Here is a 25,622-nt window from a genome sequence, read left to right as displayed (position 1 = left end):
TTCGGTTCCAGCGCATTCGGTATTTCGCGTCCGGTATCGCGCAGCGCTAGCCGTGATCGAAGTGCAGGCCGCACTCGCGCTTCAACCCGAAGAAGCGCGTCTCCTCCGCCCGCATCCCGTCCGCCAGCGCGCGCGTCGTGTGCACGTCGCCGATCGAGACGTAGCCCTTCTCCCACAGCGGGTGATAGGGCAGGGCGTGCTCCTGCGCGTAGTCCCATACGTGCCGGTCGTTCCAGTCGGCCAGCGGATGCAGTTTCCAGCGGCCCTCGCGCAGTTCCAGCACGCGGATGTTGCGGCGCGTGTCGCTCTGCGCGCGACGCAGGCCGGCGATCCAGGTGCGCGCGTCGAGTTCCTTCAGCGCGCGGCGCATCGGTTCGACCTTGCGCAGGCTGTTGTAGCGCTCGATGCCGTCGAGGCCCTTCTCCCACAGGCGGCCGAGGCGCGCTTCCATCCAGGCGATGCCGAGCTGCGGGCGGTAGACCTTGAGGTTGAGTCCGAAGCGCTCGGTGAGTTCGTCGGCGAAGCGGTAGGTCTCCGGGAACAGGTAGCCGGTGTCGACCAGCACGACCGGGATGTCGGCACGCTGCTGCGTGGTCAGGTGCAGCAGCGCCGCCGACTGCGCACCGAAGCTCGACGACAGCACGTGCTCGCCGGGCAGGCTGTCGAGCGCCCACGCGACGCGCTCCTGCGCGCTCTGCGCTTCGAGCCAGGCGTTGAGTTCTTCGAGGGCGCGCTCGTCTTCCGCGGCGCTGACCAGGTCGGGGGGCGTCATGTCGTCGTCTCCAGCGGTGTCGCGAGGCGCCGCGGTAGGGCGATCACGCCCGCGCGCAGCAGGAAATCTCCGAAGCCTTCACCGGCTTCGCGTTCGTCGGCGTAGCGCGCGAAGAGTGCGTCGAGCTGGGCCAGGATCTCGGCTTCGTCGATGTTCTCGCGATGCAGACGGTTCAGGCGCTGCCCGCGCGCGTCGGCGCCGAGCATCAGGTTGTAGCGGCCGGGTGCCTTGCCGATCAGCGCGATCTCGGCCAGGTACGGCCGCGAGCAGCCGTTCGGGCAGCCGGAGACGCGCAGCCCGATCGGCGCGTCGGCGAGATCGTGCGCGGCGAGCAGCGCTTCGATCTTTTCGAGCAGGTTCGGCAAATAGCGTTCGGCCTCGGCCATCGCCAGCGCGCAGGTCGGCAGCGCGACGCAGGCGAGCGCGTTCAGGCGCAGCGGCGAGGCGGTGCGGAAGCCGTCGAGTCCGTGTCGCGCGACCAGCGCGTCGATCGCCGCGCGCTGGTCCGGCGCGACGTTGGCGACGATCAGGTTCTGGTTCGGCGTCAGGCGGAACTCGCCGTCGCCGAGAATCTGCGCGATCTCGCGCAGGCCGGTCAGCAGCGTACGCTCGCCGCGATCGGCGACGCGGCCGGCCTCGATGCGCAGGTTCAGGTGCCAGCGGCCGTCGTGGCCTTCGCTCCAGCCGAAGCGGTCGCCGACGTGGTCGAACGCGAACGGTCGTGGCGGCAGCAGGGCGAAGCCGAGGCGGCGCTCCACTTCCCGCTTGAACCAGTCGATGCCGCGATCCTCGATGGTGTACTTCAGGCGCGCGTGCTTGCGGTCGCTGCGGTCGCCGAAGTCGCGCTGCGTCGTGGCCACCGCTTCGGCCACGGCGAGCAGCTGCTCGACCGAAATGAAGCCGAGCAGGTCGGCCAGGCGCGGAAAGGTCTTGTCGTCGCCGTGCGTCGCGCCCATGCCGCCGCCGACGCTGACGTTGAAGCCGATCAGCGCGCCGCGCTCGACGATCGCGATGAAGCCGAGGTCGTGCGCGAACACGTCGACGTCGTTGCTCGGCGGCAGCGCGAAGGCGACCTTGAACTTGCGCGGCAGGTAGGTCTTTCCGTAGACCGGCTCCCAGGTATTGGCCGCTTCCGAATCGGCGATCTTCTCCTCGCCGAGCCAGATCTCGTAGTAGGCGCGCGTCTTCGGCTTCAGCCGCTCGGACAGGCGGATCGCCGCGTCCTGCACGACGGCGTGCACGCGCGAGGCGTGCGGGTTCACGCCGACGATGACGTTGCGGTTGACGTCGCCGCAGGCGGCGATCGTGTCGATCAGCGACGCGTTGATCGCCTGCAGGGTCGCGCGCAGCTCGCGCTTGACCACGCCGTGGAACTGGAACGCCTGGCGCGTCGTCAGGCGCAACGTACCGTTGGCGAAGGTGGTCGCGATCGCGTCGAGCTTCAGCCATTGCTCCGGCGTCACCACGCCGCCCGGCGTGCGCGTGCGGATCATGAAGCTGTAGGCCGGTTCCAGCTTCTGCTGGCGGCGTTCCTCGCGCAGGTCGCGGTCGTCCTGCTGGTAGCTGCCGTGGAACTTGATCAGCTGCGTGTCGTCGTCGGCGATCGCGCCGGTGACCGGGTCGAGCAGGCTTTCGGTCAATGTGCCGCGCAGGTGGCGGCTGTCGGTCTTGATCTTTTCGACGGGGGAAAGTGGGGCGGTCATGGGTACTCGATGATCTCGGCTGGTCTCCCTCTCCCGCTTGCGGGAGAGGGACGGAGTGAGGGCAGGCGGAGCGCAACGCTCGGGTCGCCCTCACTCGCGCCTTCGGCGCGACCGCTCCCGCGAGCGGGAGTGGTGATTGCGTGGCGTAGCCGATCTGCTCGGACTCGCCGCTCTCCCGCTTTGCGGTTCCTAGTAGACGTCTCTGGCATAGCGCCCCTGCTGCTGCAGCGCATCGACGTACTCGACGGCCTGCTCGCGATCCTTGCCGCCGTGCTCGACGGCGATGTCGACCAGCGCCGCGTGGACGTCCTTGGCCATGCGCGTGGCGTCGCCGCAGACGTACAGGTGCGCGCCGCTCTCGAGCCAGTCGTACAGCTCGCGGCCGCGTTCGCGCAGGCGCTGCTGCACGTAGATCTTCTCGGCCTGGTCCCTGGAGAACGCGAGATCGAGGCGATGCAGCGAGCCGTCCTTCAGCGCCGCCTGCCATTCGAGCTGGTAGAGGAAGTCGCGATCGAAGTACGGATTGCCGAAGAACAGCCAGTTGCGTCCGCGCGCGCCGACCGCCGCGCGCTCCTGCACGAAGCCGCGGAACGGCGCGACGCCGGTGCCGGGGCCGATCATGATCACGTCGCGCGCGCCGTCCCTGGGCAGGCGGAAGCGCTCGTTCGCTTCGAGGAACACCGGCACGTTCGCGCCGTCTTCGCGCGCGGCGAGGAAGGCCGAGGCCGCACCGAGGTGCGTATGGCCGAAGGCTTCGTACTCGAGCTTGGCGACGGTCAGATGCACTTCGTCGCCGACCGCCTTGCGGCTGGAGGCGATCGAATACAGGCGCGGCGTCAGCGGGCGCAGCGCGGCGACGAACTCCTCCGCCTGCCACTCGGCCGGATAGGCGCGAAGCAGGTCGACGACTTGATGGCTCTGCAGCAGCGCGCCGAGTTCGCTCGACCGGTCCGGCGCGAGCAGGCGATTCAAATCGGCGGCGCGCGCCTGCGCCGCGTGCGCGGCGACGAACGGGCGCGCCAGCTTGGTCAGCTCGCGCTTGCCGAGCAGCCAGTCGCGCAAGCTGCGCGTTTCGCCGGCCTGCGCGACGGTCGTCTCTCCGTCGAGATGCAGGACGTCGAGCACCGCGTCGACCAGCGCCGGCGGATTGGTCGGCCACACGCCGAGCGCGTCGCCGGGTTCGTAGGCGAGGCCGCTGCCTTCGAGCGACAATTCCACGTGCCGCACGTCACGCGTGCCGTCGCGCGCGGTGATGCGCTGGTTGACCAGCAGCTCGGCCGCGAACGGACGTTCGCGCGTCCATTCGCTCGCATGAGTCTGGGCGACCGCGCGCAGCGGCGTCACCGTGGCCGCGCGCGGCGTGCTCGCCTTCAGCGCCTCGCGCGCGAGGCCGAGCGTGCGCTCCAGCCACGGCGTCGCCACCGTGTCGATGTCGAGGTCGGCCTCGGCCAGCGCGGCCAGCCGCGTCGCGCCGAGTTCGGCCAGGCGCGCGTCGAGCCTGCGGCCGATCGCGCAGAACTGCGGATAGCTCGAATCGCCGAGCGCGAGCACGCTGTACTTGAGGTCCGGCAGCTGCGGCGCGCGCTTGCCGGCGAGGAACTCGACGAAGCCGCGCGCGTCGTCCGGCGGATCGCCGTCGCCCTGCGTGCTGATCACGATGGCGAGCTGGCGTTCGTTCTTCAGCTCCCGCTGCGGATAGGCGTCGGCGCGCAGCAAGCGCACGGCGAGGCCGGCGCTCTCCGCGTCGCGCGCGAGCTTCTCGGCGAGGCGCTTGGAGTTGCCGGTCTGGCTACCGTAGACCACCGTCAGGCGCTCCTGCGCGGCGGCTTCGCGTGCGGCCGGCGCGCTCGGCGCGCGCACGGCGCCGTCGGCCTGCGCCGCCAGCGCGGCGGTGTAGCCCGACAGCCACCACAGCGCGGCCGGCTCGAGCCCTTCCAGCGCGCGGCGGATCTCGGCGGTCTTGTCTTCCGTCAGCGGAGCGAGCGGCAGGGCGGGCAGTGCGGACACGGTGCGACTCCGTTTGGACGTCCAAACGTCCATGAGCCTCGCATGCTAGGCCGCTGCCGAAAGTCGCGGAAAGAATGCCTGGTTATGCGCACATGCGCAGGGTGCATCTGCGCCGCGGCCTTGCGGCCGCACGCAGTGCGGGAAGCCGGCTTCGCGCCGTTCAGGCCGTCGCGACGCAACGCTCCGAGGAGGCGGCCGCATCGGCGTTCGCCAGCGCCGTCGGCAGTTCGCGCGCGATGTCGCGCGCGGCGGCGCGGATCTCCGGCAGGCCGGTGCATTCCCAGACGGCGCCGCGCAGCAGGGTGCCGAGCGCGTACAGGCCCGGCCACGGGCGGCCGTCGGGACGCAGCAGGCGGCCATCCGTGCGCGCGGCGAGGCCGAGACCGAGCGGGTCCGCGCCGGCCACGCCGTCGTCGACCAGCTGGCGCACCAGTGCGTGCGGCGTCGAGGCGGCCGCCGACTCGAGGCCGGTGGCCTGGATCACGAAGTCCGCGGCCAGCGTCCGTTCGCGCGCGTCGCCGCGCGGTTGCAGGCGCGCGAGCAGGCGCGGGGTCCCACGCTCGCCCGCTCCGCCGTCCGCCGTCGTCGCATCCACCTCGATGCCGCGCACGCGCGCGGCCAGCAGGCGCAGCCGTCCCTCATCCTGCAGCGCGCGCAGCTTCGCCGCGGTCTGCGGCGGCATGCGATGGCGTACCGTCTCCCAGCTCGGACGCAGGTGGCGCAGGAAGCGCGCGCGCTGGCGCGCGTCGAGCGATTGCCACAGGCGCGGCGTCTCCGTCCGCACGGCATCGAGCACCGCGCGCCAGTCGGCATCGGGTGCGCCGGCCGCCGCACGGATCGTGCGCAGCCAGTGGCCGAGGTGGCTGCGCTCGCGCAGGCGCGCGATCAACGCAGCGGGATCGGCATACGGCGCCAGAGGCTGATCCGAATGCAGCGCCGGCCATCGGCCGCGACGCGACACCGCGGTCAGCCGCGCCTGCGGCCAGCGCGCGGCGGCGCTGAGCAGGGTGTCGACGCCGGTCAACCCGCTGCCGATCACCAGCACGTGCCCGGGCGCGCGCGCCAGGTCCGGCCATCGCCACGCGTCAGCCGCGTACGCGCCGCTGGCGGCCGCCGCCGCGTCGACGCCGGGCAGGCTCGCCGGCGGCAGCGCGCCGAGCGCGAGCACGACGCCGTCGGCGCGGATCTCCTCGCCGTCGCGCGTGTGGATGCTGAAGCCGGCGTCGGCTCGCGGCCGGATCGCGATCGCCTCGGTCGAGCGCGCGGCGAGCGTGACGCGGCGCCGCGCCGTCGCCAGCAGGCGCGCCAGCGTCGCCTCGAGATAGTCGCCGTAGATCGCGCGCGGCAGGAATTGTCCGCCGCTGGCGGCGATGCCGCGCGCGGCGGCGTAGTCGAGGAAGTCGCCGGGCCGGTCGGCGAACAGGCCCATGTTCGCCGCGCGCACGTTGAGCAGGTGCTGCTCGTCCGCCGTTTCGTAGGCGACTCCGCGGCCGGGCGCACGGTCGCCGACGATCCAGGTCAGCGCGCGGTCGGCGCAGCGTTCTTCGCCGGCCGCGTCGCGCAGGAACTGCGCGACGACCGCCGCGCCGGCGGCGCCGCCGCCGATGATGGCTATGCGTGGCATATCGTCCTCGCGGAAGGCGTGCGGGTCAGAGGGTCAGCGTCGCGTCGATGCGCGCGTGCTGCGAGTGCGCGCGATGGCCGCCGCGCGGATCGGCCTGGAACGCGCGATAGCGGTCCAGCGCGCCGCCGTAGACGTGCAGCGACAACGCCGGCCGTGTCACCGACAGGTTGCGGCAGCGGTGGGCGTAGCGGCGCCCGGTGAACGTCGCCGCGTCGCCGGCGCCGAGCATCAAGGTGCGCGTCGGCGTCAGCGTCGGCTGGTCGAGATCGCCGCCGAGCGCGAACTCCTCCACTTCGAGCACGCCGTCGAGCACCAGCTCGATGCCCCACAGCCCGGCATGGTCGTGGATCGGCGTGCGGTGCGCGGCCGGCCATTCGATCAGCAGGCAGGAATGCGCGCCGCCACCGTCGAGCAGATGACGCCGGTAGCGGTCGCGCTCCGGCGCCGACGCGCGCGGCGCGTCGATCTGCAAGGCGCGCGCGGCGAGGCGGGTGGACAGGGCTTCGATCGCGGTGACCGTCGGCACGTCGCCGAGGCCGGCAAGATCGCCGCGCACGGCGTCGAGCCAGCTCCGGTTCGGTGTGAAAGGATGGAAGGGCATGTGGCGCGCTCGTTCGATTCGACGGAGCGCATGCCACCACGGCGAGCGTTAAACGCCGGCTAAACGGAAGCCGCAAGTGGGGCGCGTCATCATGGTCTGCACGACTGTCGACATGCCGCCGCGTGATGACGCTTCAGTCGCCGGCGAGCGCGGCACGATAGATCGTCGCGACCGGCGCGCCGAAGCAGCAGAACACGATCGAACGCGGCGCCTCGCCGCGGCCGAGCCAGGCGCGCGCCTCGCGCACGGCGATCGCGACGGCCGGATCGATCGGGTAGCCGTAGACGCCGCAGCTGATCGCGGGGAATGCGATCGAGGCGACGTCGTGCTCGCGCGCGAGGCGCAGCGATTCGCGGTAGCAGCTCGCGAGCAGGTCGGGCTCGCCGTGGGCGCCGCCGCGCCAGATCGGGCCGACCGTGTGGATCACCCGGCGCGCCGGCAGCGCGAAGCCGGGCGTGATGCGCGCTTCGCCGGTCGGGCAGCGCACGCCGGGGCGGACCTGCGGCAATGCGCGGCAGGCCGAGAGCAGGCCCGGGCCGGCGGCGCGATGGATGGCGCCGTCGACGCCACCGCCGCCGAGCAGGCTTTCGTTGGCCGCGTTGACGATCGCGTCGACCTGCAACGTGGTGATGTCGGCTTCGACGATGTCCAGTGCGGGATGCATGGGGATGTCGGCGTGGAGTCGCCGCCAGGTTCGCGCTCCGTTGCCGATCATGCAACCCGGTTCGCCGCTCGCCGTGCGGGCGAGCGGCGGCGTGGACGAGCGTCGCCGTCTTCCCTTCGCGCGGGAGCGGGTTCCCTTCGACTGCGTCGGCGCTCGTGCCGACATGCGCTTCGGTCATGTCGACTTCGGAAAAATTTTCCGTGCGACACCGAGGCGGCATCGCTGCGCTCGCCGGTCGAGCGTCGACATTCCTCGCGCGCTCGACGGCGCACCGCGAGCGGAGGCAGTGCGCATACGCGCGCATACCGTCTCTTGATTAGTACAAATCGTGACATTTTCCCTTGATGCCGCTAGCGTAGAGTTGAACACTTGCCGGCAGGCAATGCATGTCGCGAGGCCCGTGCGGGCCGTCGCGCCGCGCTCGCCGTGGACGTCGTCGCCGGCGCTCTCGAAAATCTCCACTCGCAGTCCGAACCGCTCCCCGAGGTGTCGCGAAACGCCGCGGCGAGCCGGATCGGGACTCGCATTTGCGTTCCGCGGCGGCGGAATCAGGGAATCCGCGCGTGCAGTTGAAGGTTGCGGTACTGGAAGACGACATGGCCTTGCGCGAGGACATCCTCGTGCCGCAACTGGCCGACGCCGGCTTCGACGTCGAGGGCTTCGCCAGTTCGGCCGAGCTGTACCGGCGCATGGTCGCGGTGCCGTTCCACCTGCTCGTGCTCGACCTGCGCCTGGACGGCGAGAGCGGGCTGGAGGTCGCGCGCTATCTCGGCGAGGTCTCCAGCATCGGCATCGTCATGCTGACCGGCCGCGGCAGCGACGACGAGAAACTGCGCGCGGTGGCCGACCTGGTCGACGCCTGGCTGCCGAAGCCGATCGAGATCGAACTGCTGGTGGCGACCTTGCGCGGCATAGCCCGCCGCGCGCAGTTGAGCGCGCGCGACCGCGCCGGGCAGCCGACGATCGAATGCTGGCGCCTGTCCGAGTCCGGCTGGCGCCTGCACGCGCCGAGCGGCCGCAGCATCGCCGTGAACCTGCTCGAGCGGCGCCTGCTGACGCGCCTGCTCGCCGCCGGCGGCGAGCCGGTCGGGCACGACGAGCTGATCGCCGACCTGTCCACGGTGGCCGAGAACTTCGACCGCCATCGTCTCGAGATCGTCATCCACCGGCTGCGGCGCAAGGCCGACCGCCAGCTCGGCCTGTCCCTCCCGCTGCGCGCCGTGCGCGGCGTCGGCTACATGATGCTGGTCGTCGAAGAGCGCAGCCTCAAGCGCTGAGTCCCGCTCGCGAAAGGCAATGTGCGCGGCTTCACAGTTCCGGATCGTCGCTATTCCACATAGGAACTTAGATACAACAGGTATTTGTATCTATTTTTGTAAGTGGACGTGAGCGAGCGTGAGCGAACGCGAGTGATTTCCCCGTCACGCATTTAGTACTTTCCGGCCGCGCTCGCGGCAGGTCGCCGCGCGCGGAAAAGTTCGTCGCGAAACCGAGTCGTCGTGTCCGCCGAGAGGGCGTGCGCGGACGGCGGGGACGGTGCGCGTCGGCGGCAGTTCCGAGGTCGATGACGTCGTTTGCGGACGTCCCGTGAGGACGCCGGCGCGCGTCGGCTCGCATCGCGAAGGTGTTCACGGCAGGGGCGAAGGGGCTTATGAATCGCGAAACTGACGATCTGCGTTCGTCGACCGGCGCGCGTGCGCCGCACGACTCGATCCGCCGCGCCCGGCGCGGAGGATGGCGGCGCGACATCCGTCTGCTGCTGCTTCTCGCCGCCGCGTGGGCGGCGCCCGCGATGGCGCAGGTGCCGCCGGCATTCCCGGGCTGCGATACGCGCGCGTTCCTGTTCCAAGGCACGCCGACGAACGTCGTCGCGATCGACCTGGTCACCGGCGCGTCGACGCAGGTCGGCACCAACATCGCGCCGCCGAACCTCAACGGCGTGGCCTACAACCCGCTGGACAACTACGTCTACGGCGTGTCGAACACGCCCGGTGCCACGCTCGGCCGCGTCTACCGCGTCGGCGCGGACTTCAGCGTGCAGGACCTCGGCCTGCCGACCGGACTGCCGGCCGCCGGCTACAACATCGGCGAGTTCGACGGCAACGGCCACTACTGGGTGACGACCTCGGCCGATTCCACCACGGTCTACGAGGTCGACCTCAAGCCCGGCTCGGCGACGTACTTCCGCGTCGTGAATTCGCGGGCGATGACCGTGCCGGCGGGCTTCAGCGGCACCAGCGCCGACTGGGCCTACAACCCGGTCGACGGATTCCTCTATCGCACGCCGCGAAACACGACGACCAACCGGCTCCATCTGTTCCGCTACAACCGTTCGACCGGCGCGCTGACCAATCTCGGCCCGGTCGCCGGCGTCACGGTCAACGTGAACGCACTGATCGGCGCGAACTACGCGGACGCCGGCGGCTTCATCTACGCCAGCGACAACGTCACCGGCGAGATCTACCGCGTCAACACGAGCAACAACACGGGCGTGCTGTTCTCCACCGGCCCGGCCAGCGGCACCAACGACGGCGCACGCTGCTTCAACGCGCCGGTGCCGGTCGACTTCGGCGACGCGCCGAACAGCTACGGCACCCTGCTGGCGAACAACGGCGCGCGCCACAGCATCCCCGGCTACAACGCGGCGGCGAAGACGGCGACGCTGATGCTCGGCAGCCGCATCACCGCCGACGCCGACGGCCAGCCCGACGCGAACGCGGCGCTCGACACGTTCGACGACGGCCTCGATCCCACCAGCCTGATCCTGACTACCGGCGCTACCACGGCGCAGGCCGTCGTCAGCGCGATCAACGCGAAAGGAACGCCGGCGACACTCGCCGGCTGGATCGACTTCAACGGCAACGGTACGTTCGATGCCGGCGAGCGCGCGCAGGCGACGGTGCCGGCGAACACGACCGCGGCCACGCCGTTCACGCTCAACTGGACCGGCCTGGCGCCGATCGCGGCGAACTTCAGCGGCGCGGCGCGCTTCCGCATCGCCACCACGGCGGCGCAAGTGGCCAATCCGGTCGGCGCGGCGTCGGACGGAGAAGTCGAAGACTACCTGGTGCCGATCACCCAGCCGATCGGCTGCTCGACCAGTCCGTCGGTGTTCAACACCGCGATCAACGCCGCCGGCAACGGCGTGCTCGCGCCCGGCACGCGTGACCGGAACTGGGACGTCGGCCTCGGCACGCCGGCCGGTGGACCGGCCAGCGTGCCGAGCTGGATCGACGCGTACGTCACCGGCAACGCCGTGCCGGGAACCTGGGCGAATTCGCCGTTCGGCAATGCCGACTGGACTTCCTACTACTCCAACGCCAATCAGGGCGCCAGCGGCAACGTCGACGAGTACCACCGCTATCGCTTCACGCTGGATGGCGCGGTCGATCCGAGCACGTTCGCGCTCGGCATCGACTTCTACGCCGACAACTCGATATGGGAGGTCTACGTCAACGGCCAGGCGCAGAGCGGACAGGTCGCGGGCCTGCCGCAGAGCCCGACCAATTCGTACCTGTATGCGGGCTTCACCACCGCCAATCGCGCCCAGCTGCAGCTCAATCGCAATTGGCGTACCGGCCCGAACGAGATCGTCGTGCAGGTGCGCAGCGGCGCGCCGTTCGTCGGCTTCCTCGCGCAGGTCACCTCGACCAGCCTGTGCCCGATCCAGGTCGGCATCGACAAGAGCGTCGATCCGCCGGGCGCGCTGACGCCGGGCGGCACCGTCACCTACACGGTGACCGCGACCAACACCGGCAACGTCTCCGCACCGAACACGATCGTCACCGACCCGCTGCCGAACGGCATCGTCTCGGGCACCTGGACCTGCGCGGCGACCAGCGGTGCGGTCTGCCCGAGCGCCAGCGGCACGATGCCGCTGAACCAGACGATCGCGACCTTCCCCGGCGGCGGCGTGGCGACCTACACCATCGTCGGCCAGGTCGCGGGCAGTCCGCCGGCCAGCGTGACGAACACCGCCAGCGCATCCCCGCCCGGCACGGGTACCTGCTATCCGGGCAACGGCCAGGCGCCGTGCACGGCCTCGGTCGCCAACCCGCCGGTGCCGGTGATCGCGGTGACCAAGGCCACCACCGCCACGCAGGCGATTCCGGGCGCGACGCTGACCTACGAGATTCGCGTGCAGAACACCGGCAGCATCGCGGCCGACGGCGCCACGATCGCCGATCCGGTGCCCGCCGGGCTCGGCGGTGCGAGCTGGACCTGCGTTTCCAGCGGCGGCGCGTTGTGCCCGAACGCGAGCGGCAGCGGCGCGATCAACGAGACGATCGCGGTGTTTCCGGCCGGCGGCGAACTCCTCTACACGGTGACCGCGACGGTCGACGCGAATCCGCCCGCGGCGATCGCCAACACGGCGACGACCACGCCGCCGGGCGGCGGCATCTGCAGCGACGGCAGCGCGCCGCCGTGCGACAGCACGGTGATCCTGCCGGCGGCGCCGCAGGTGCGCGTGACCAAGAGCGCCAATCCGCCCGGCGCGCTGACGGCCGGCGGCACGGTCACCTACACGGTGACCGCGTTCAACGAAGGCAGCGTGCCGGCACCGGCGACGCACGTCGTCGACACCTTCCCGGCCGGCATCGTCTCGGCGACCTGGACCTGCGCCGCGACCGGCGGCGCCGCCTGCCCGAACGCGGGCAGCGGCGGCACCGTCACGCCGCCGGCGGACCTGCTCAACGAGACGATCGCGATCTTCCCGCCCGGCAGCAGCGTGACCTACACGATCGCGGCGACGGTCGCGGCGGCGCCGCCGGCGCAGGTCGTCAACACGGTCGCGGTCACGCCGCCCGACGGCCTGTGCCTGCCGGACAACACGCAGCCGCCGTGCACGAGCACGGTCTCCAATCCGCCGGCGCAGGCGCAGATCACGATCGTCAAGGTGCCGACCGCGCTCGACAACACGCCGTTCGCGTTCACGACGACGGCGGCGGCGCCGGACGACGCGTTCACGCTGTCGAGCGGCACGGCGCTGACGCGGACCTTCAGCGCCGCGCCGGGCACGGTGTCGATCAGCGAGGGCGCCAACGCCGGCTGGGCGCTGATCGACCTGGTCTGCACCAACGCGTCCGGCAGCGCGACGTTCACCTACACCGGCGCGACCGCGAATCCGAGCAACGGCTTCGAGCGCGGCGACGACACCGCCAACGTGACGGTCGGCTTCGGCGACCAGGTGACCTGCACCTACACCAACGCGCCGACCGCGCTGCCGACCTTGGCCAAGTTCTTCAATACCGATCCGCCGAGCGATCCGGCGCCGCAGCCGCCAGTGATCCCGCGCAGCGGCGCGGCGCTGCTGACCTTCGTGATCAGCAACCGCGCGCCGAGCGCGGTGGCGCAGAGCGCACTCGCCTTCACCGACACCTTGCCGTCGGGGCTGGTGCTGGCGAACGGCAGCGTGCCGCCGAGCGCCCTGGTCGGTGCGAACACCTGCGGCGGCACGGTCACCGCGCAGGCCGGCACCAACGCCATCTCGCTCGCCGGCGGCAGCGTCGCGGCCGGTGCCGACTGCAGCTTCACGGTGCGCGTCGCGGCTGCGCCATGAGAACCTCCCGCACGACGCCGCACCGACGCTCGAAGAAACGGAGCGCATCCGCCGCGGCGCGGATGCGCCTTGCGCTCGCGCGTTCGCTCGCGGGCGCGGGCACGCTGATCGCGCTCGCGCTGATGCCGTCACCGGCGCTGGCGCAGTACGCCACCGGCGGCAGCGGGCTCTATCGCGGCAACATCGTCTGGTTCTCCTGGGGATCGAACGGGCAGGCGATTCCGGCGGCCGGTACCACGGTCACCAACAACTACAGCATCGCCGGCCGTCCGCTCTCGGTGCAGTGTTCGATCGGCAGCATTTCCGGGGCGATCTACAGCTACCGGCCGGGCCAGTTCTCCGGCGACGGCCTCGACGACCTCTACAACATCGGCGGCGGTGGCGGCGCCAACGCGCTGATCATCGGCGTGGCCACCTCCGCCCAGCTCGCCACGTTCAATTTCACCTGCTCGGCGACATTGGACGGACAACCGTTCGCGCTCGGCGGCCTGGTGTTCGCGGACGCCGAAACGAACGGCAGCAACGAGTACATCCGCGCGACGATTCCGGCCGGCAGCACGCTGCGCGCGATCGAGCGGTATCGCGCCGGCTGCACGGGGCGCTACCAGGTGACCGCCGACGCGGCGGGCACGACCTACACCACGAGTTCTCCGGACAACTACTGCGTCGGCGGCGCCGGGCCGATGATGGTCGGCTTCATCGACGGCGCGACCAGCGGCACGGTGGGCATCCTGGGCGGCGGCGTCACCGCGGTCGCGCTCGGCGTGATGATGGACGGCGCCGACTACGGCGACGCGCCGGCCGGCTACGGCGAGGCCGTGCATCTGCTGCAGTCCTCGTGGTCGGGCGGCACGGTTGCGCCGAACACCACGCAGGACATCTTCGCCGCGAACTTCACGCTCGGCACGCTGCGGATGCCGGCGGTGCGCCTCGGCGATCTGGTCGACGCGGACATCGCGAACCAGCCGAGCGCGAATGCCGGTGCCGACGATACGACCGGCCTCGCCGACGAGGACGGCCTGGTGCCGGGCAGCGTGCTGCTCGTGCCGGGCGCCACCACGGCGCAGGCGACGGTGCGCGCGGTGAACGCGACGGCGAGCCCCGTCACGCTGGCCGGCTGGATCGATGTCGATCGCAACGGCAGCTTCGATGCCGCCGAGCGCGCCCAGATCACGGTGCCGGCGAACACGACCACGCCGACGCCGTTCACGCTGAACTGGAGCGGGCTGCCGCCGATCGCCGGCGGGGCGTCGACGTTCGCGCGCTTCCGCATCGCCACCCAGGCCGCCGACGTGGCCGCGCCGGCCGGCCTGGCGCGCGACGGCGAAGTCGAGGACCACCGCGTGCCGATCGCGGCGCAGATCACCGTGACCAAGGTGCCGACCGCGCTCGACGACACGCCGTTCGCATTCACCACGACGGCAGCAGCGCCGAACGACGCGTTCACGCTGTCGAGCGGCACGACACTGACGCGGACGTTCTACGCCGGCGCAGGCACGGTGGCGATCGAGGAAGGCGGCAACGCCGGCTGGGCGCTGATCGACATCACCTGCAGCAACACCTCCGGCGCCGCGACGTTCACCTACATCGGCGCGACGGCGAACCCGAGCAGCGGCTTCGAGCGCGGCGACGACACCGCCAACGTGACGGTCGGCTTCGGCGACCAGGTGACCTGCACCTACACCAACGCGCCGACCGCGCTGCCGACCTTGGCCAAGTTCTTCAACACCGATCCGCCGAGCGATCCGGCGCCGCAGCCGCCGGTGATCCCGCGCAGCGGCGCGGCGCTGCTGACCTTCGTGATCAGCAACCGCGCGCCGAGCGCGAGCGCGCAGAACAACCTGGCGTTCACCGACACCTTGCCGCCGGGACTGGTGCTGGCGAACGGCAGCGCGCCGCCGAGCGCCCTGGTCGGTGCGAATACCTGCGGCGGCACGGTCACCGCGCAGGCCGGAACGAACGCGATCACGCTGGCGGGCGGCAACGCCGCCGCCGGCACGGACTGCAGTTTCACCGTGCGCGTGGGCAGCGCGCCATGAAAAAGGGGATGGTGATGAAATCGATCGATCAGGAAACGCGTTCCCTTGCGACGGTCCCGAGGCGGATCGTCGGCATGACGTCGCTGCGGACGCTGCCGCGCATCGCCGCATGGCTCGGCTTCGGCGCGGCAGCGCTCGTCGCCGGCACCGCGCAGGCGGCGCAGGGCGACAACATCGCGCTCGGCAAGCCGGTGACGATGTCCGGCACGACCAGCGATCCGACCCTGGTCGGCGCCAACTGCACCGACGGCAACCGCAACGGCAACCATCCGACCGACGGCATCTGCTGGACCGGCGCGACGCAGACCGGCGCGAACCGCGAGTGGATCGAAGTCGATCTCGGCCAGGACTACATCATCGACCGCGTGCGGCTGTCCAACCGCACCGACGGCAGCAACGGCGATCTCTCGCGCTGGCTCGCCGTGACGACGCGGCCGTCGAGCCTGACCGGCGTCACGTCCGATCCGCTGTCCACGCTCAACTCGGCGCTCAATCCGAACGCGCCGTTCGTCAACAAGATCGCCTACGGCGCCGGTACCAGCACGGCGGGCGGCATCTACGGCACCGGCCAGGGCGATCCGTGGACTTCGCTGGACATGAAGGTCGGCACGCACATCGCGCGCTACGTGCGCATCTACACGATGAAGGCGAACACCGTCCTCAACCTGGCCGAGATCGAGGTGTTCGAGGGGGCGCCGCCGTCGCGCTCGATCGTCAACCCGAGCTTCGAGCAGCCGGGCATCAACGCGGGCGGAAACGCGCAGATCGCCGAGACGCTGGTGCCGGGCTGGTCGACCACCGAACCGGTCGCGGTTCCCAATGCCGGCTTCGGCACGGCGTTCCTGACCGGCGGCAACATCGAGATGTGGAATACCGGCTTCGGCGGCGTCACCGCGGATGCCGGCAGCCAGTTCGTCGAGCTGAACGCGTTCAACAACGGCACGCTCAGTCCGGCACCGTTGTGCGTCTATCCCGGCGAGACCTTCAGCTGGCGCGTCTCGCATCGCGCGCGCGGCGCCGCCGGCGTGACGGACGTGGCGCGCCTGCGCATCAACGGGCAGGACATCGCGACGTTCCGCGACGGCGTCACGCAGGCTGACGAGCACACCTGCGCGCCCGCGGCCGGCTTCAACTGCACCGCGCAGGCCGGCTCGCCCACCGCCACCGGCTGGGGCCGCTGGCAGGGCAACTGGACCAATACGCAACCGCAGCCGAAGGCGATGACGTTCGAGTTCGCGGCGATCTCCTCGTCCGGCGGCTCGGGCTACGGCAATTTCATCGACAACGTCAGCGTCACCGGCCTGACCGCCGCGGTCGAATTCAGTGCGGGAGCGGCCACCGGACCGGAATCGGTCGCCACGGCGAATCTGCCCAAGCTGCTGGTCAACGGACCGGTGACGGCCGGCCAGACCATCGAACTGCAGATCGTCGGCGGCAGCGCCACGCGCGGCGGCGACTACACGACCAATCCGGCCAGCGGAACGATCGTCGTGACGATCCCGGCCGGCACCTACGACGGCACCGCGGCGACCGCGATCTCGCTGGCGCCGTATCTGCAGATCGTCACCGACAGTGCGGTCGAGGGCGCGGAAACGATCGTGCTGCGCCTGGCCAACGCATCGGCCGGCCTGTCGATCGCCGGCGCCAGCGGCTGTCGTACCGGCGTCGCCGACTCGACCTACACGATCACCGACGAGGCGGTGCCGACGATCGGCAAGCGTTTCGCGCCCGACACGATTCCGTACGGCGGCAGCACGACGCTGACCTTCACCGTCGACAATTCCGGCGCCGGCGCGATCGATCGCCCGATCGCCTTCACCGACAACCTCGCCACCGGCCTGCAGATCGCCGCTCCGTCGAACGCGAGCACGACCTGCGGCGGCACGATCGCCGCGGCGCCGGGCGACAACCGCATCGTCTTCTCCGGCGGCAACGTGCCGGCCGGCGGCTTCTGCACGGTGTCGGTGAACATCACCAACCGGCCCGGCTTCTCGGGCCTGTGCTACAACCCGAATTTCGCCAACGAGAACCAGAACCTCGTCGGCCTGCAGAACCTGATCGCGCAGATCGAGCAGTACACCTGCGTCAGCGTGACGCCGCCGGACTGCCCGGATTCGGCCGTCACCAACGGCTTCGGCAACATCAGCGGCTTGTCGCCGAACTTGAACAACGGCATCAGCGGCCAGTGCGTCGCGGTGATGCCGACGATCGAGCTGATCAAGGTCAGCGAAGGCGGCGTCGGCAGCTTCGGCTTCGGACTGACCAACACCAATGCGCCCAATCCGGCCGCCGTCACCACGACGGCGCCGGGCGCGCCGGGTACCTCGGCCGGCGTGTTCGACGTGCTCGACCTGGCGCAGCCGGTCACTGTCGCCGAGTCGGCGCTGCCGGCCGGCTGGACGCTGTCGGACGTCGCCTGCCAGCTGCGCGACGGCACGCCGATCGGCAATTTCGACGCGACGGGCGGAATCCTGACCATCGCGCCGGGCGACCTCGCCTACGGCCAGCAGATCACCTGTACGGCGACCAACCTGTCGCCGGCGAACGTCGTCGTGAGCAAGACGCTCAGCGCCGAAAGCGGCAGCCGCAGCGGCCAGGCCGAGGCGGGCGAGCAGCTGACCTACACGATCACGCTGACCAACTCGGGCAACAACGCCGCCACCAACTACGGCGTCACCGACACGCTCGATCCGAACGTCGTCTTCGTCAGCGCGTCGAACGGCGGCGCCGCCGCGGGCGGTGCGGTGACGTGGAGCGGCCTGACGGTGCCGGCGAACGGCACGTTGAGCCTGACCGTCGTCGTGCAGGTGGCCGACCCGATCCCCGCCGGCGTCACGCAGATCGGCAACGTCGCCTACGAGACCGGCACGACGCCGCCGGCGTGCCCGCCGGCGGGCGGCCAGTGCGTGGTCGTGCCGACCGCGCCGAAGGTGGCGATCGTCAAGCGACTGGTCGACGAAAACGGCAGCCTGCCGGGCTTCGCCGAAGCCGGCGAGCAGCTGACCTACACGATCACGCTGAGCAACTCGGGCGGCAGCGCCGCGACCGGCTACGGCGTCACCGACACGCTCGATCCGAACGTCGCGTTCGTCTCCGCCGACAACGGCGGCGTCGCGTCCGGCGCCGCGGTGACGTGGTCGGGATTGAGCGTCCCGGCGGGCGGTTCGCTGACCTTGACCGTGGTGGTCCAGGTCGTCGATCCGCTTCCGCCCGGCGTGACGCAGGTCGGCAACGTCGCCTACGAGACCGGCACCACGCCGCCGGCGTGTCCGCCGGCCGGCGGGCAGTGCGTGATCGTGCCGACGATCCATCCGCCGCTCGCTTGCTCCGAGCAGGACGCGCGCGCCACCGAACGCTGGTGGTTCTTCGGCACCCGCGCCGGCATCGACTTCGGCGTCAGCGGAACGGCCGCGACCGCCGTGCTGAATCCGGGCAACATCGTCACGCCGGAAGGCAGCACGGTGGTCACCGACACGGCCGGCCAGCTGCAGTTCTGGTCCAACGCGAAGGTCGCCTACACGCGCAACCAGACGCCGATGCCGAACGGTTCGGGCCTGCTCGGCAACGATTCGGCCACGCAGACGGTGGCGGCGTTCCCGGCGATCGGCCATCCGGGCCGCTATTTCATCGTCACCACCGACACCGACGTGGGTTCGGCGCCGAACGGCCAGCTGCGCTATTCGGTGGTCGACATGACGCTCAACGGCGGACTCGGCGACATCGTCGCCGGGCAGAAGAACCTGCCGCTCGGTGCGCCAGGTACCGCCTCCGAATCGCTGACGGCGGTGCCGAACGCCGACGGCACCGGCTTCTGGGTGCTGACCGCGACCAACAACGCGCCGACCCTGCTGGCCTACGCGTTCGACGACAACGGCCCGGTCGGCGCACCGGTCGCGAGCGCGCTGTCGACCAGCAACGGCCGCTGGTACGGCTCGCTGTACTTCAACAAGAAGTTGAACCAGCTCGTCCAGGCCACGTCGGACAACCCGGGTTCGGGCCAGTTGCGCGTGCTGACCTTCGACGGCGCGACCGGCCAGGCATTCGAGCGCTTCACCTGGCGTCCGGGCGTGACGGGCGTGCCGGCCGGTTCGGTTCTCTACACGGCCGACTTCTCGCCGGCCGGCGACTACGTCTACGCCACGCGCATCTTCAGCGGCGGACGTCTTTACCGCTATCGCATCGCCGGCGCGAACACCGCCGCCGACGTGCTCGCCACGGAAGAATTCCTCGGCGCCACCGGCTCGAACCAGGGCGGCCACGTGCGCCGCGGCGCCGACGATCGCATGTACATCCCGGGCAACATCGGCGGCACCTCGCTCAATGTCGTCAACACGCCCGACGACGCGAGCGCCGGTTACGTCGCCGGCGGCTATCCGCTCGCCGCCGGCGCGAGCACGAGCTTCGGCCTGCCGCAGACGGTGACCGGCTGCCCGCTGCCGACCGCCGCGGACGTGTCGATCGCCAAGACGGCGAGCGCGCCCGCGCCGACCGGCACGCCGAACCAGTACGCGATCACCTACGTGGTGACCGCCAGCAACGTCGGCGGCAGCACCGGCAGCTACGACCTCGCCGACACGCTGAGCTTCAACGGCGCCACCGTGACCGCGGTCGGCACGCCGGTGCACGCCTCGAGCACCGGCGACACGCAGGACGGCACGCCCGGCACGTTCGGCGCGCCGGCCGGCGGCACGATCGTGAGCGGCGAGACGATCGCGTCCGGCGGCGTCGAAACGTGGACCTACGTCGTCACCTACACGATCACCGACGCCGACGTCGCGGCCGACTGCTCGACGCCGGGCGGCGGCCTGCGCAACCACGCCGCGCTCGGCGGCGCCTCGGCCGGCGCACCGCCGGCGGACACCTGCAGCGGCGCGCCGAGCGTCAGCGTCGTGAAGACGGCGACCGCGCCGGTGCCGACCGGCGCGACGAACGAATTCGCCATGACCTACACGGTCGCGGTGAGCAACAGCGGCTCGCTCGCCGGCGTCTACGATCTGTCCGACACGCTGAGCTTCAACGGCGCCACGGTCAGCGCGATCAGCGCGCCGGCGTACGCCTCCTCGACCGGCGACACCCAGACCGGCACGCTCGGCGCCTTCGCCGCGCCGAACGGCGGCACCATCGTCAGCGGCGAGAGCCTCGCCGCCGGCGGGGCGGAGACCTGGACCTACACGGTCACCTATACCGTCACCGACGCGGCGACGGCGCAGGACTGCGCCAATCCGTCCGGCGGCCTGCGCAATCGCGCGCAGCTCGGCGGCTCGCTGGTCGGCGAGTCGACCACCTGCACCGGCGCGCCGGCGGTGGTGATCGGCAAGAGCGCCGGCGGTCCGGTGCCGACCGGCAACGCGAACGAATACGCGCTCGACTATCTGGTCACGGCGCAGAACAACGGCACGCTGCCCGGCATCTACGATCTCGCCGACACGTTCACGTTCGCCGGCGTCACGGTCGTTTCCGTGAGCCCGGTGACGCACGGCGGCGGCGATCCGCTGGCGACGACGCCGGGCACGCTGACGGCGACGGGCGGCACGATCGTGACCGGCGAGACGATCGCCGCCGGCGCGAGCGAGACCTACGCCTACCGCGTGGTGTTCCGGATCGACGACGTCGCCGCGGTCGGTACCTGCGCGGCCGGCGGCGGCCTGAAGAACCAGGCGGCGCTCGGCGGCAGTTCGAGCGGTCAGGTCGGCACCTGCAGCGACGTGCCGGCCATCGCGATCAGCAAGACCGCCGGCGCACCGACGCCGACGGGCACGCCGCACCAGTACACGACGACCTACACGGTCACCGTGAACAACGCCGGCGCGGCCGCGGGCAGCTACGACCTGTCCGACGCCTTCGCCTTCGCCGGCGCCACCATCGACGCGGTCGGCGCGGTCGCGCACGGCGGCAGCGATCCGCTGGCGACCCCGCTCGGCACGCTGACCGCGACGGGCGGCACGATCGTCACCGGCGAGACGATCGCCGCGTCGGCGAACGAGACCTACACCTACACGGTCACCTTCACCGTCACCGATGCGGCCGCGGCCGCGGACTGCACCGCGCCGGCGGGTGGCCTGCGCAATCGCGCCGCGCTCGGCGGCAGCGCCAGCGGCGACGCGGCGGTGTGCACCAGCGCACCGAACGTCGCCGTCGCCAAGGCGTTGACCGGCGAGAGCGGCGCCTTGGCCGGACAGGCCGAGGCGGGCGAGCAACTGACCTACACGATCACGCTGACCAATTCCGGCGGCAGCGCCGCGACCGGCTATGGCGTCACCGACACGCTCGATCCGAACGTCACGTTCGTGTCGGCGGACAACGGCGGCAGCGCCGCCGCCGGCGTGGTGACGTGGAGCGGCCTGACGGTGCCGGCGAACGGTTCGCTGACGCTGACGGTCGTGGTGCAGGTGGTCGATCCGATCCCGGCCGGCGTGGCGCAGATCGGCAACGTCGCCTACGAGACCGGCACCACGCCGCCGACGTGTCCGCCGGCCGGCGGCCAGTGCGTGGTCGTACCGACCGCGCCGTCGGTGACGCTCGCCAAGACCCTGACCGCCGAGAGCGGCAGCCGCCCCGGCGAAGCCGAGGCGGGCGAGCAGCTGACCTACACGATCACGTTGACCAACACCGGCGGCAGCGCCGCGGTCAACTACGGCGTCACCGACACGCTCGATCCGAACGTCACCTTCGTCAGCGCGTCGAACGGCGGCAGCGCCGCGGGCGGCGCGGTGACGTGGAGCGGCCTGACGGTGCCGGCGAACGGCTCGCTGACGCTGACGGTCGTGGTGCAGGTGGTCGATCCGATCCCGGCCGGCGTGACGCAGATCGGCAACGTCGCCTACGAGACCGGCACGACGCCGCCGGCGTGTCCGCCGGCGGGCGGCCAGTGCGTGGTCGTGCCGACCGCGCCGAAGCTCGCGCTGAACAAGAGCGCCGGCGCGCCGACGCCGACCGGCGCACCGAACCAGTACGCGATCACCTACGTCGTCACCGTGCGCAACGACGGCGGCAGCGTCGGCAGCTACGACCTCGCCGACACGCTGACCTTCAACGGCGCGACCGTCACCGCGATCAGCGCACCGGTCTACGCCGGCAGCGCCGGCGAAGTGCAGGACGGCGTGCTCGGCGGCATCGGCGCGCCGAGCGGCGGCAGCATCGTCGGCAACGAACGCATCGGCGCGCTGGGCACGGAAAGCTGGACCTACACCGTGACCTACACGGTCGACGACGCCGACCTCGCCGCCGACTGCGCGGCGCCGAACGGCGGCCTGCGCAACCAGGCCGCGCTCGGCGGCGCCGCGAGCGGCACGCCGTCGGCGGGCACCTGCACGGGCGCGCCGAGCGTGAGCATCGTCAAGACCGCGAGCGCACCGGTGCCGACCGGCAGCCCGAACCAGTTCACGCTGACCTACGTCGTCGACGTCGCCAACACCGGCTCGCTGCCGGGCAGCTACGACCTCGCCGACACGCTGAGCTTCAACGGCGCCACGGTCGACACGATCAGCACGCCGGCCTACGGCTCGGGCAGCGGCGACACGCAGGACGGTACGCCGGGCACGTTCGCCGCGCCCGACGGCGGCACCATCGTCACCGGCGAGGCGATCTCCGCCGGCGGCACCGAGAGCTGGACGTACCTGGTCACCTACACCGTCACCGATCCGGCGACGGCGCAGGACTGCGCCAATCCGTCCGGCGGCCTGCGCAACCGCGCGCAGCTCGGCGGTTCGCTCGCCGGCGAGTCGACCACCTGCACCGGCGCGCCGGCGGTAGTGATCGGCAAGAGCGCCAGCGGTCCGACGCCGACCGGCAATCCGAACGAGTACCGCCTGACGTATCTGGTCAACGTGCAGAACAACGGTACGCTGCCGGGCAACTACGACCTCGCCGACACGTTCACCTTCGCCGGCGTCAACGTGGTCTCGGTCGGTGCCGTGCAGCACGGCGGCAGCGATCCGCTGGCGACCGCGCTCGGCACGCTCGGCGCGGCCGGCGGCACGATCGTCACGGGCGAGTCGATCGCCGCCGGTGCGGACGAGAACTACACCTACAGCGTGGTCTTCACGATCGACGACGTCGCCGCGATCGGCACCTGCGCGAACGGCGGCGGCCTGAAGAACCACGCCGCGCTCGGCGGCAGCTCGGCCGGCCAGGTCGAGACCTGCAGCGACGTGCCGGACGTGACGGTGACCAAGTCGGCGAGCGGTCCGACGCCGACCGGCACGCCGAACCAGTACGCGATCGTCTACACCGTCGCCGTCGACAACGGCGGCGGCGCGGAGGGCAGCTACGATCTCGCCGACGCGTTCGCGTTCGCCGGCGCCACGATCGACGCCGTCAGCGCCGTCACGCACGCCGGCCCCGATCCGCTGGCGACCGCGCTCGGCACGCTCGGCACGAGTGGCGGCAGCATCGTCACTGCCGAGACGATCGCCGCGGCCGGCAGCGAGAGCTACACCTACACGGTGACGTTCACGCTGACCGACGCGGACCTGGCCGACGACTGCGCCAACCCGAACGGCGGCCTGCGCAATACCGCCGCGCTGGGCGGCAGCGCCGCCGGCGACGCGCGCACCTGCACCGGCACGCCGCTGCTGGCGATCGCCAAGGCGCTGACCGGCGAGAGCGGCAGCGCGGCCGGCGTCGCCGAAGCGGGCGAGCAGCTGACCTACACGATCACGCTGAGCAACAGCGGTTCGAGCGACGCTCTCGACCAGAGCATCACCGATCGTCTCGACCCGAACGTGACGTTCGTGTCGGCCGACAACGGCGGCACCCTGGTCGGCGGCAACGTGCAGTGGACCGGCCTGAGCGTACCGGCCGGCGGCAGCCTCGCGCTGACGGTGACGGTGCGCGTGGCCGATCCGATCCCGGCCGGCGTCACGCAGATCGGCAACGTCGCCTACGATCCGAGCATCGGTCCGCCCGATTGCAGCACGACGCCGCAGCCGCCGAACTGCACGAGCACGCCGACGCCGTCGGTGGTGACGATCGTCAAGGCGCTCGCCGGCGAGAGCGGCGCGCTGCCGGGCGTGGCCGAACCGGGCGAGCAGTTGACCTACACGATCACACTGAGCAACACCGGCGGCAGCGATGCGACCGGCTACGGCGTGACCGACGCGCTCGATCCGAACACGGGCTTCGTGTCGGCCGACAACGGCGGCGTGCACGCGGCCGGCGTCGTCACCTGGAGCAACTTGACCGTGCCGGCGAACGGTTCGCTGGTGCTGACCGTCGTCGTGCAGGTGGCCGATCCGCTGCCGGCCGGTGTCGAGCAGATCGCCAACGTCGCGTACGAGACCGGCACGACGCCGCCGACCTGTCCGCCCGCCGGCGGGCAGTGCGTGGTGATTCCGACCGAAGGCGCGGTGGTCATCGCCAAGACGCTGAGCGGCGAGAGCGGCAGCCTGGGCGGCGTGGCCGAGCCGGGCGAGCAGTTGACCTACACGATCACGTTGACCAACACCGGCGGCAGCGCGGTGAGCGGCTACGCCGTCAGCGATCGCCTCGATCCGAACACGCTCTTCGTCAGCGCCAGCGACGGCGGCGCGTTCGCGGCCGGCGTGGTGAACTGGAGCGGCCTGGCCATTCCGGCGAACGGCACGCTGAGCCTGACCGTCGTCGTGCAGGTGGTCGATCCGATCCCGGCCGGCGTGACGCAGATCGGCAACGTCGCCTACGAGACCGGCACCACGCCGCCGTCGTGCCCGCCGGCCGGCGGGCAGTGCGTGGTCACGCCGACCGCGGGTGCGGTGACGATCGTGAAGTCGGTCGCCGACGCGAGCGGCGACGGCCTGGCCCAGCCCGGCGAGCAGCTGACCTACACGATCGCGCTGACCAACACCGGCGGCAGCGCGGTGACCGACTACGCCGTCACCGATCCGCTCGACGCCAACACGCGCTTCGTCTCGGCCGACAACGGCGGCGTGCACGTGGCCGGCGTGGTGAACTGGAGCGGCCTCACGGTGCCGGCGAACGGCACGCTGAGCCTGACCCTGGTCGTGCAAGTGAACGACCCGCTGCCGGCCGGCGTGTCGCTGATCGGCAACGTCGCCTACCAGACCGGCACGACGCCGCCGAACTGCAACGACAAGGGACGGCCGCCGAGCTGCGTCGACATCGAGGTGCCGCCGCAGACCGGCGTGCCGCAGCTGTCGATCACCAAGACGGCGAGCAGCGCGGTGCTGCAGCCGGGCGGCACGGTGGTCTACACGATCACGGTGCGCAACGTCGGCACCGCCGATGCGAGCGACGTCGTCGTCAGCGATCCGATTCCGGCCGGCATCGACGCCTACGCCTGGACCTGCGCGGCGACCGGCGTGGTCTGCCCGAACGCCAGCGGCAGCGGCGCCATCACCGAGCAGATCGCGAGCTTCCCGATCGGCGCGAGCGTGGTCTACACGGTGAGCGCCACGCTGTCGGCGAATCCGCCGGCGACGGTGAACAACACCGCGACGGTGACGCCGGGCGGCATCGCCACCTGCGCGGACGGCACGACGCCGCCGTGTCCGGCGACGGCGATCGGTACGGTCGTACAGCCGCAGGCGCCGCTACCGGTGCCGACCGTGCACGTCTGGGCGCAGCTGCTGATCGCGCTCAGCCTGTTCGGCCTGGCCTGGCGCCGGCGCCGGTCCTGACGGCAGGAAGCGACAGGCGCGCGATCCGTATCGGGT

General features: G+C 71.4%; 10 protein-coding genes. 4 read left to right on the top strand and 6 right to left on the bottom strand.

What is annotated here, in order from left to right:
- Positions 1-46: 46 nt before the first annotated feature.
- The 6 genes from J7520_RS17285 to J7520_RS17260 all read right to left on the bottom strand — a co-directional run bounded on the left by J7520_RS17285 (position 47) and on the right by J7520_RS17260 (position 7,371).
- Positions 47-772, bottom strand: coding sequence for a phosphoadenylyl-sulfate reductase (locus tag J7520_RS17285; protein ID WP_291191010.1), 726 nt, complete (start codon positions 770-772; stop codon positions 47-49).
- The gene (cysI, locus tag J7520_RS17280) at positions 769-2,475 is read right to left on the bottom strand and encodes an assimilatory sulfite reductase (NADPH) hemoprotein subunit (RefSeq protein ID WP_291191008.1); all 1,707 of its coding nucleotides are present in this window, start codon (positions 2,473-2,475) and stop codon (positions 769-771) included. The genes J7520_RS17285 and cysI overlap by 4 nt, the downstream gene beginning before the upstream one ends.
- A 189-nt stretch (positions 2,476-2,664) precedes the next feature.
- The gene (locus tag J7520_RS17275; RefSeq protein ID WP_291191005.1) at positions 2,665-4,515 is read right to left on the bottom strand and encodes an assimilatory sulfite reductase (NADPH) flavoprotein subunit; all 1,851 of its coding nucleotides are present in this window, start codon (positions 4,513-4,515) and stop codon (positions 2,665-2,667) included.
- Between the two features lie 127 nt (positions 4,516-4,642).
- Positions 4,643-6,106 carry an FAD/NAD(P)-binding protein gene (locus J7520_RS17270; protein ID WP_291191003.1) on the bottom strand — a complete coding sequence of 488 codons (1,464 nt, stop codon included), beginning with the start codon at positions 6,104-6,106 and terminating at the stop codon, positions 4,643-4,645.
- A 25-nt stretch (positions 6,107-6,131) separates the two neighbouring features.
- Positions 6,132-6,707 (bottom strand): cysteine dioxygenase family protein, encoded by a 576-nt coding sequence (locus tag J7520_RS17265; protein WP_291191001.1) that lies wholly within the window; start codon positions 6,705-6,707, stop codon positions 6,132-6,134.
- A 133-nt stretch (positions 6,708-6,840) separates the two neighbouring features.
- Complete coding sequence (locus J7520_RS17260; protein WP_291190999.1) at positions 6,841-7,371, bottom strand: O-acetyl-ADP-ribose deacetylase; 531 nt, start codon at positions 7,369-7,371, stop codon at positions 6,841-6,843.
- 563 nt (positions 7,372-7,934) lie between these two features.
- Between J7520_RS17260 and J7520_RS17255 the strand changes: the two genes are divergently transcribed.
- The 4 genes from J7520_RS17255 to J7520_RS17240 all read left to right on the top strand — a co-directional run bounded on the left by J7520_RS17255 (position 7,935) and on the right by J7520_RS17240 (position 25,586).
- Positions 7,935-8,648 carry a response regulator gene (locus J7520_RS17255; protein ID WP_291190997.1) on the top strand — a complete coding sequence of 238 codons (714 nt, stop codon included), beginning with the start codon at positions 7,935-7,937 and terminating at the stop codon, positions 8,646-8,648.
- A gap of 374 nt (positions 8,649-9,022) precedes the next feature.
- Positions 9,023-12,931, top strand: a complete 3,909-nt coding sequence (locus J7520_RS17250; RefSeq protein ID WP_291190995.1) for a GEVED domain-containing protein — start codon at positions 9,023-9,025, stop codon at positions 12,929-12,931.
- Positions 12,932-12,993: 62 nt separating this feature from the next.
- The gene (locus J7520_RS17245) at positions 12,994-14,970 is read left to right on the top strand and encodes a CshA/CshB family fibrillar adhesin-related protein (protein ID WP_291190992.1); all 1,977 of its coding nucleotides are present in this window, start codon (positions 12,994-12,996) and stop codon (positions 14,968-14,970) included.
- 74 nt (positions 14,971-15,044) lie between these two features.
- Positions 15,045-25,586 (top strand): hypothetical protein, encoded by a 10,542-nt coding sequence (locus J7520_RS17240; protein ID WP_291190990.1) that lies wholly within the window; start codon positions 15,045-15,047, stop codon positions 25,584-25,586.
- The last annotated feature ends 36 nt before the right edge of the window (positions 25,587-25,622 follow it).

The sequence above is a fragment of the Dokdonella sp. genome, from assembly GCF_017744955.1.
Classification (GTDB): domain Bacteria; phylum Pseudomonadota; class Gammaproteobacteria; order Xanthomonadales; family Rhodanobacteraceae; genus Dokdonella_A.
This window is presented reverse-complemented; position numbering and strand designations above follow the sequence as displayed.

Coding starts and splice junctions, on each gene's coding strand:
- J7520_RS17250 (WP_291190995.1), top strand. CDS start 9,023: ATGAATCGCGAAACTGACGATCTGCGTTCGTCGACCGGCGCGCGTGCG.
- J7520_RS17285 (WP_291191010.1), bottom strand. CDS start 772: ATGACGCCCCCCGACCTGGTCAGCGCCGCGGAAGACGAGCGCGCCCTC.
- J7520_RS17275 (WP_291191005.1), bottom strand. CDS start 4,515: ATGGACGTTTGGACGTCCAAACGGAGTCGCACCGTGTCCGCACTGCCC.
- cysI (WP_291191008.1), bottom strand. CDS start 2,475: ATGACCGCCCCACTTTCCCCCGTCGAAAAGATCAAGACCGACAGCCGC.
- J7520_RS17240 (WP_291190990.1), top strand. CDS start 15,045: ATGACGTCGCTGCGGACGCTGCCGCGCATCGCCGCATGGCTCGGCTTC.
- J7520_RS17245 (WP_291190992.1), top strand. CDS start 12,994: ATGCGCCTTGCGCTCGCGCGTTCGCTCGCGGGCGCGGGCACGCTGATC.
- J7520_RS17265 (WP_291191001.1), bottom strand. CDS start 6,707: ATGCCCTTCCATCCTTTCACACCGAACCGGAGCTGGCTCGACGCCGTG.
- J7520_RS17260 (WP_291190999.1), bottom strand. CDS start 7,371: ATGCATCCCGCACTGGACATCGTCGAAGCCGACATCACCACGTTGCAG.
- J7520_RS17270 (WP_291191003.1), bottom strand. CDS start 6,106: ATGCCACGCATAGCCATCATCGGCGGCGGCGCCGCCGGCGCGGCGGTC.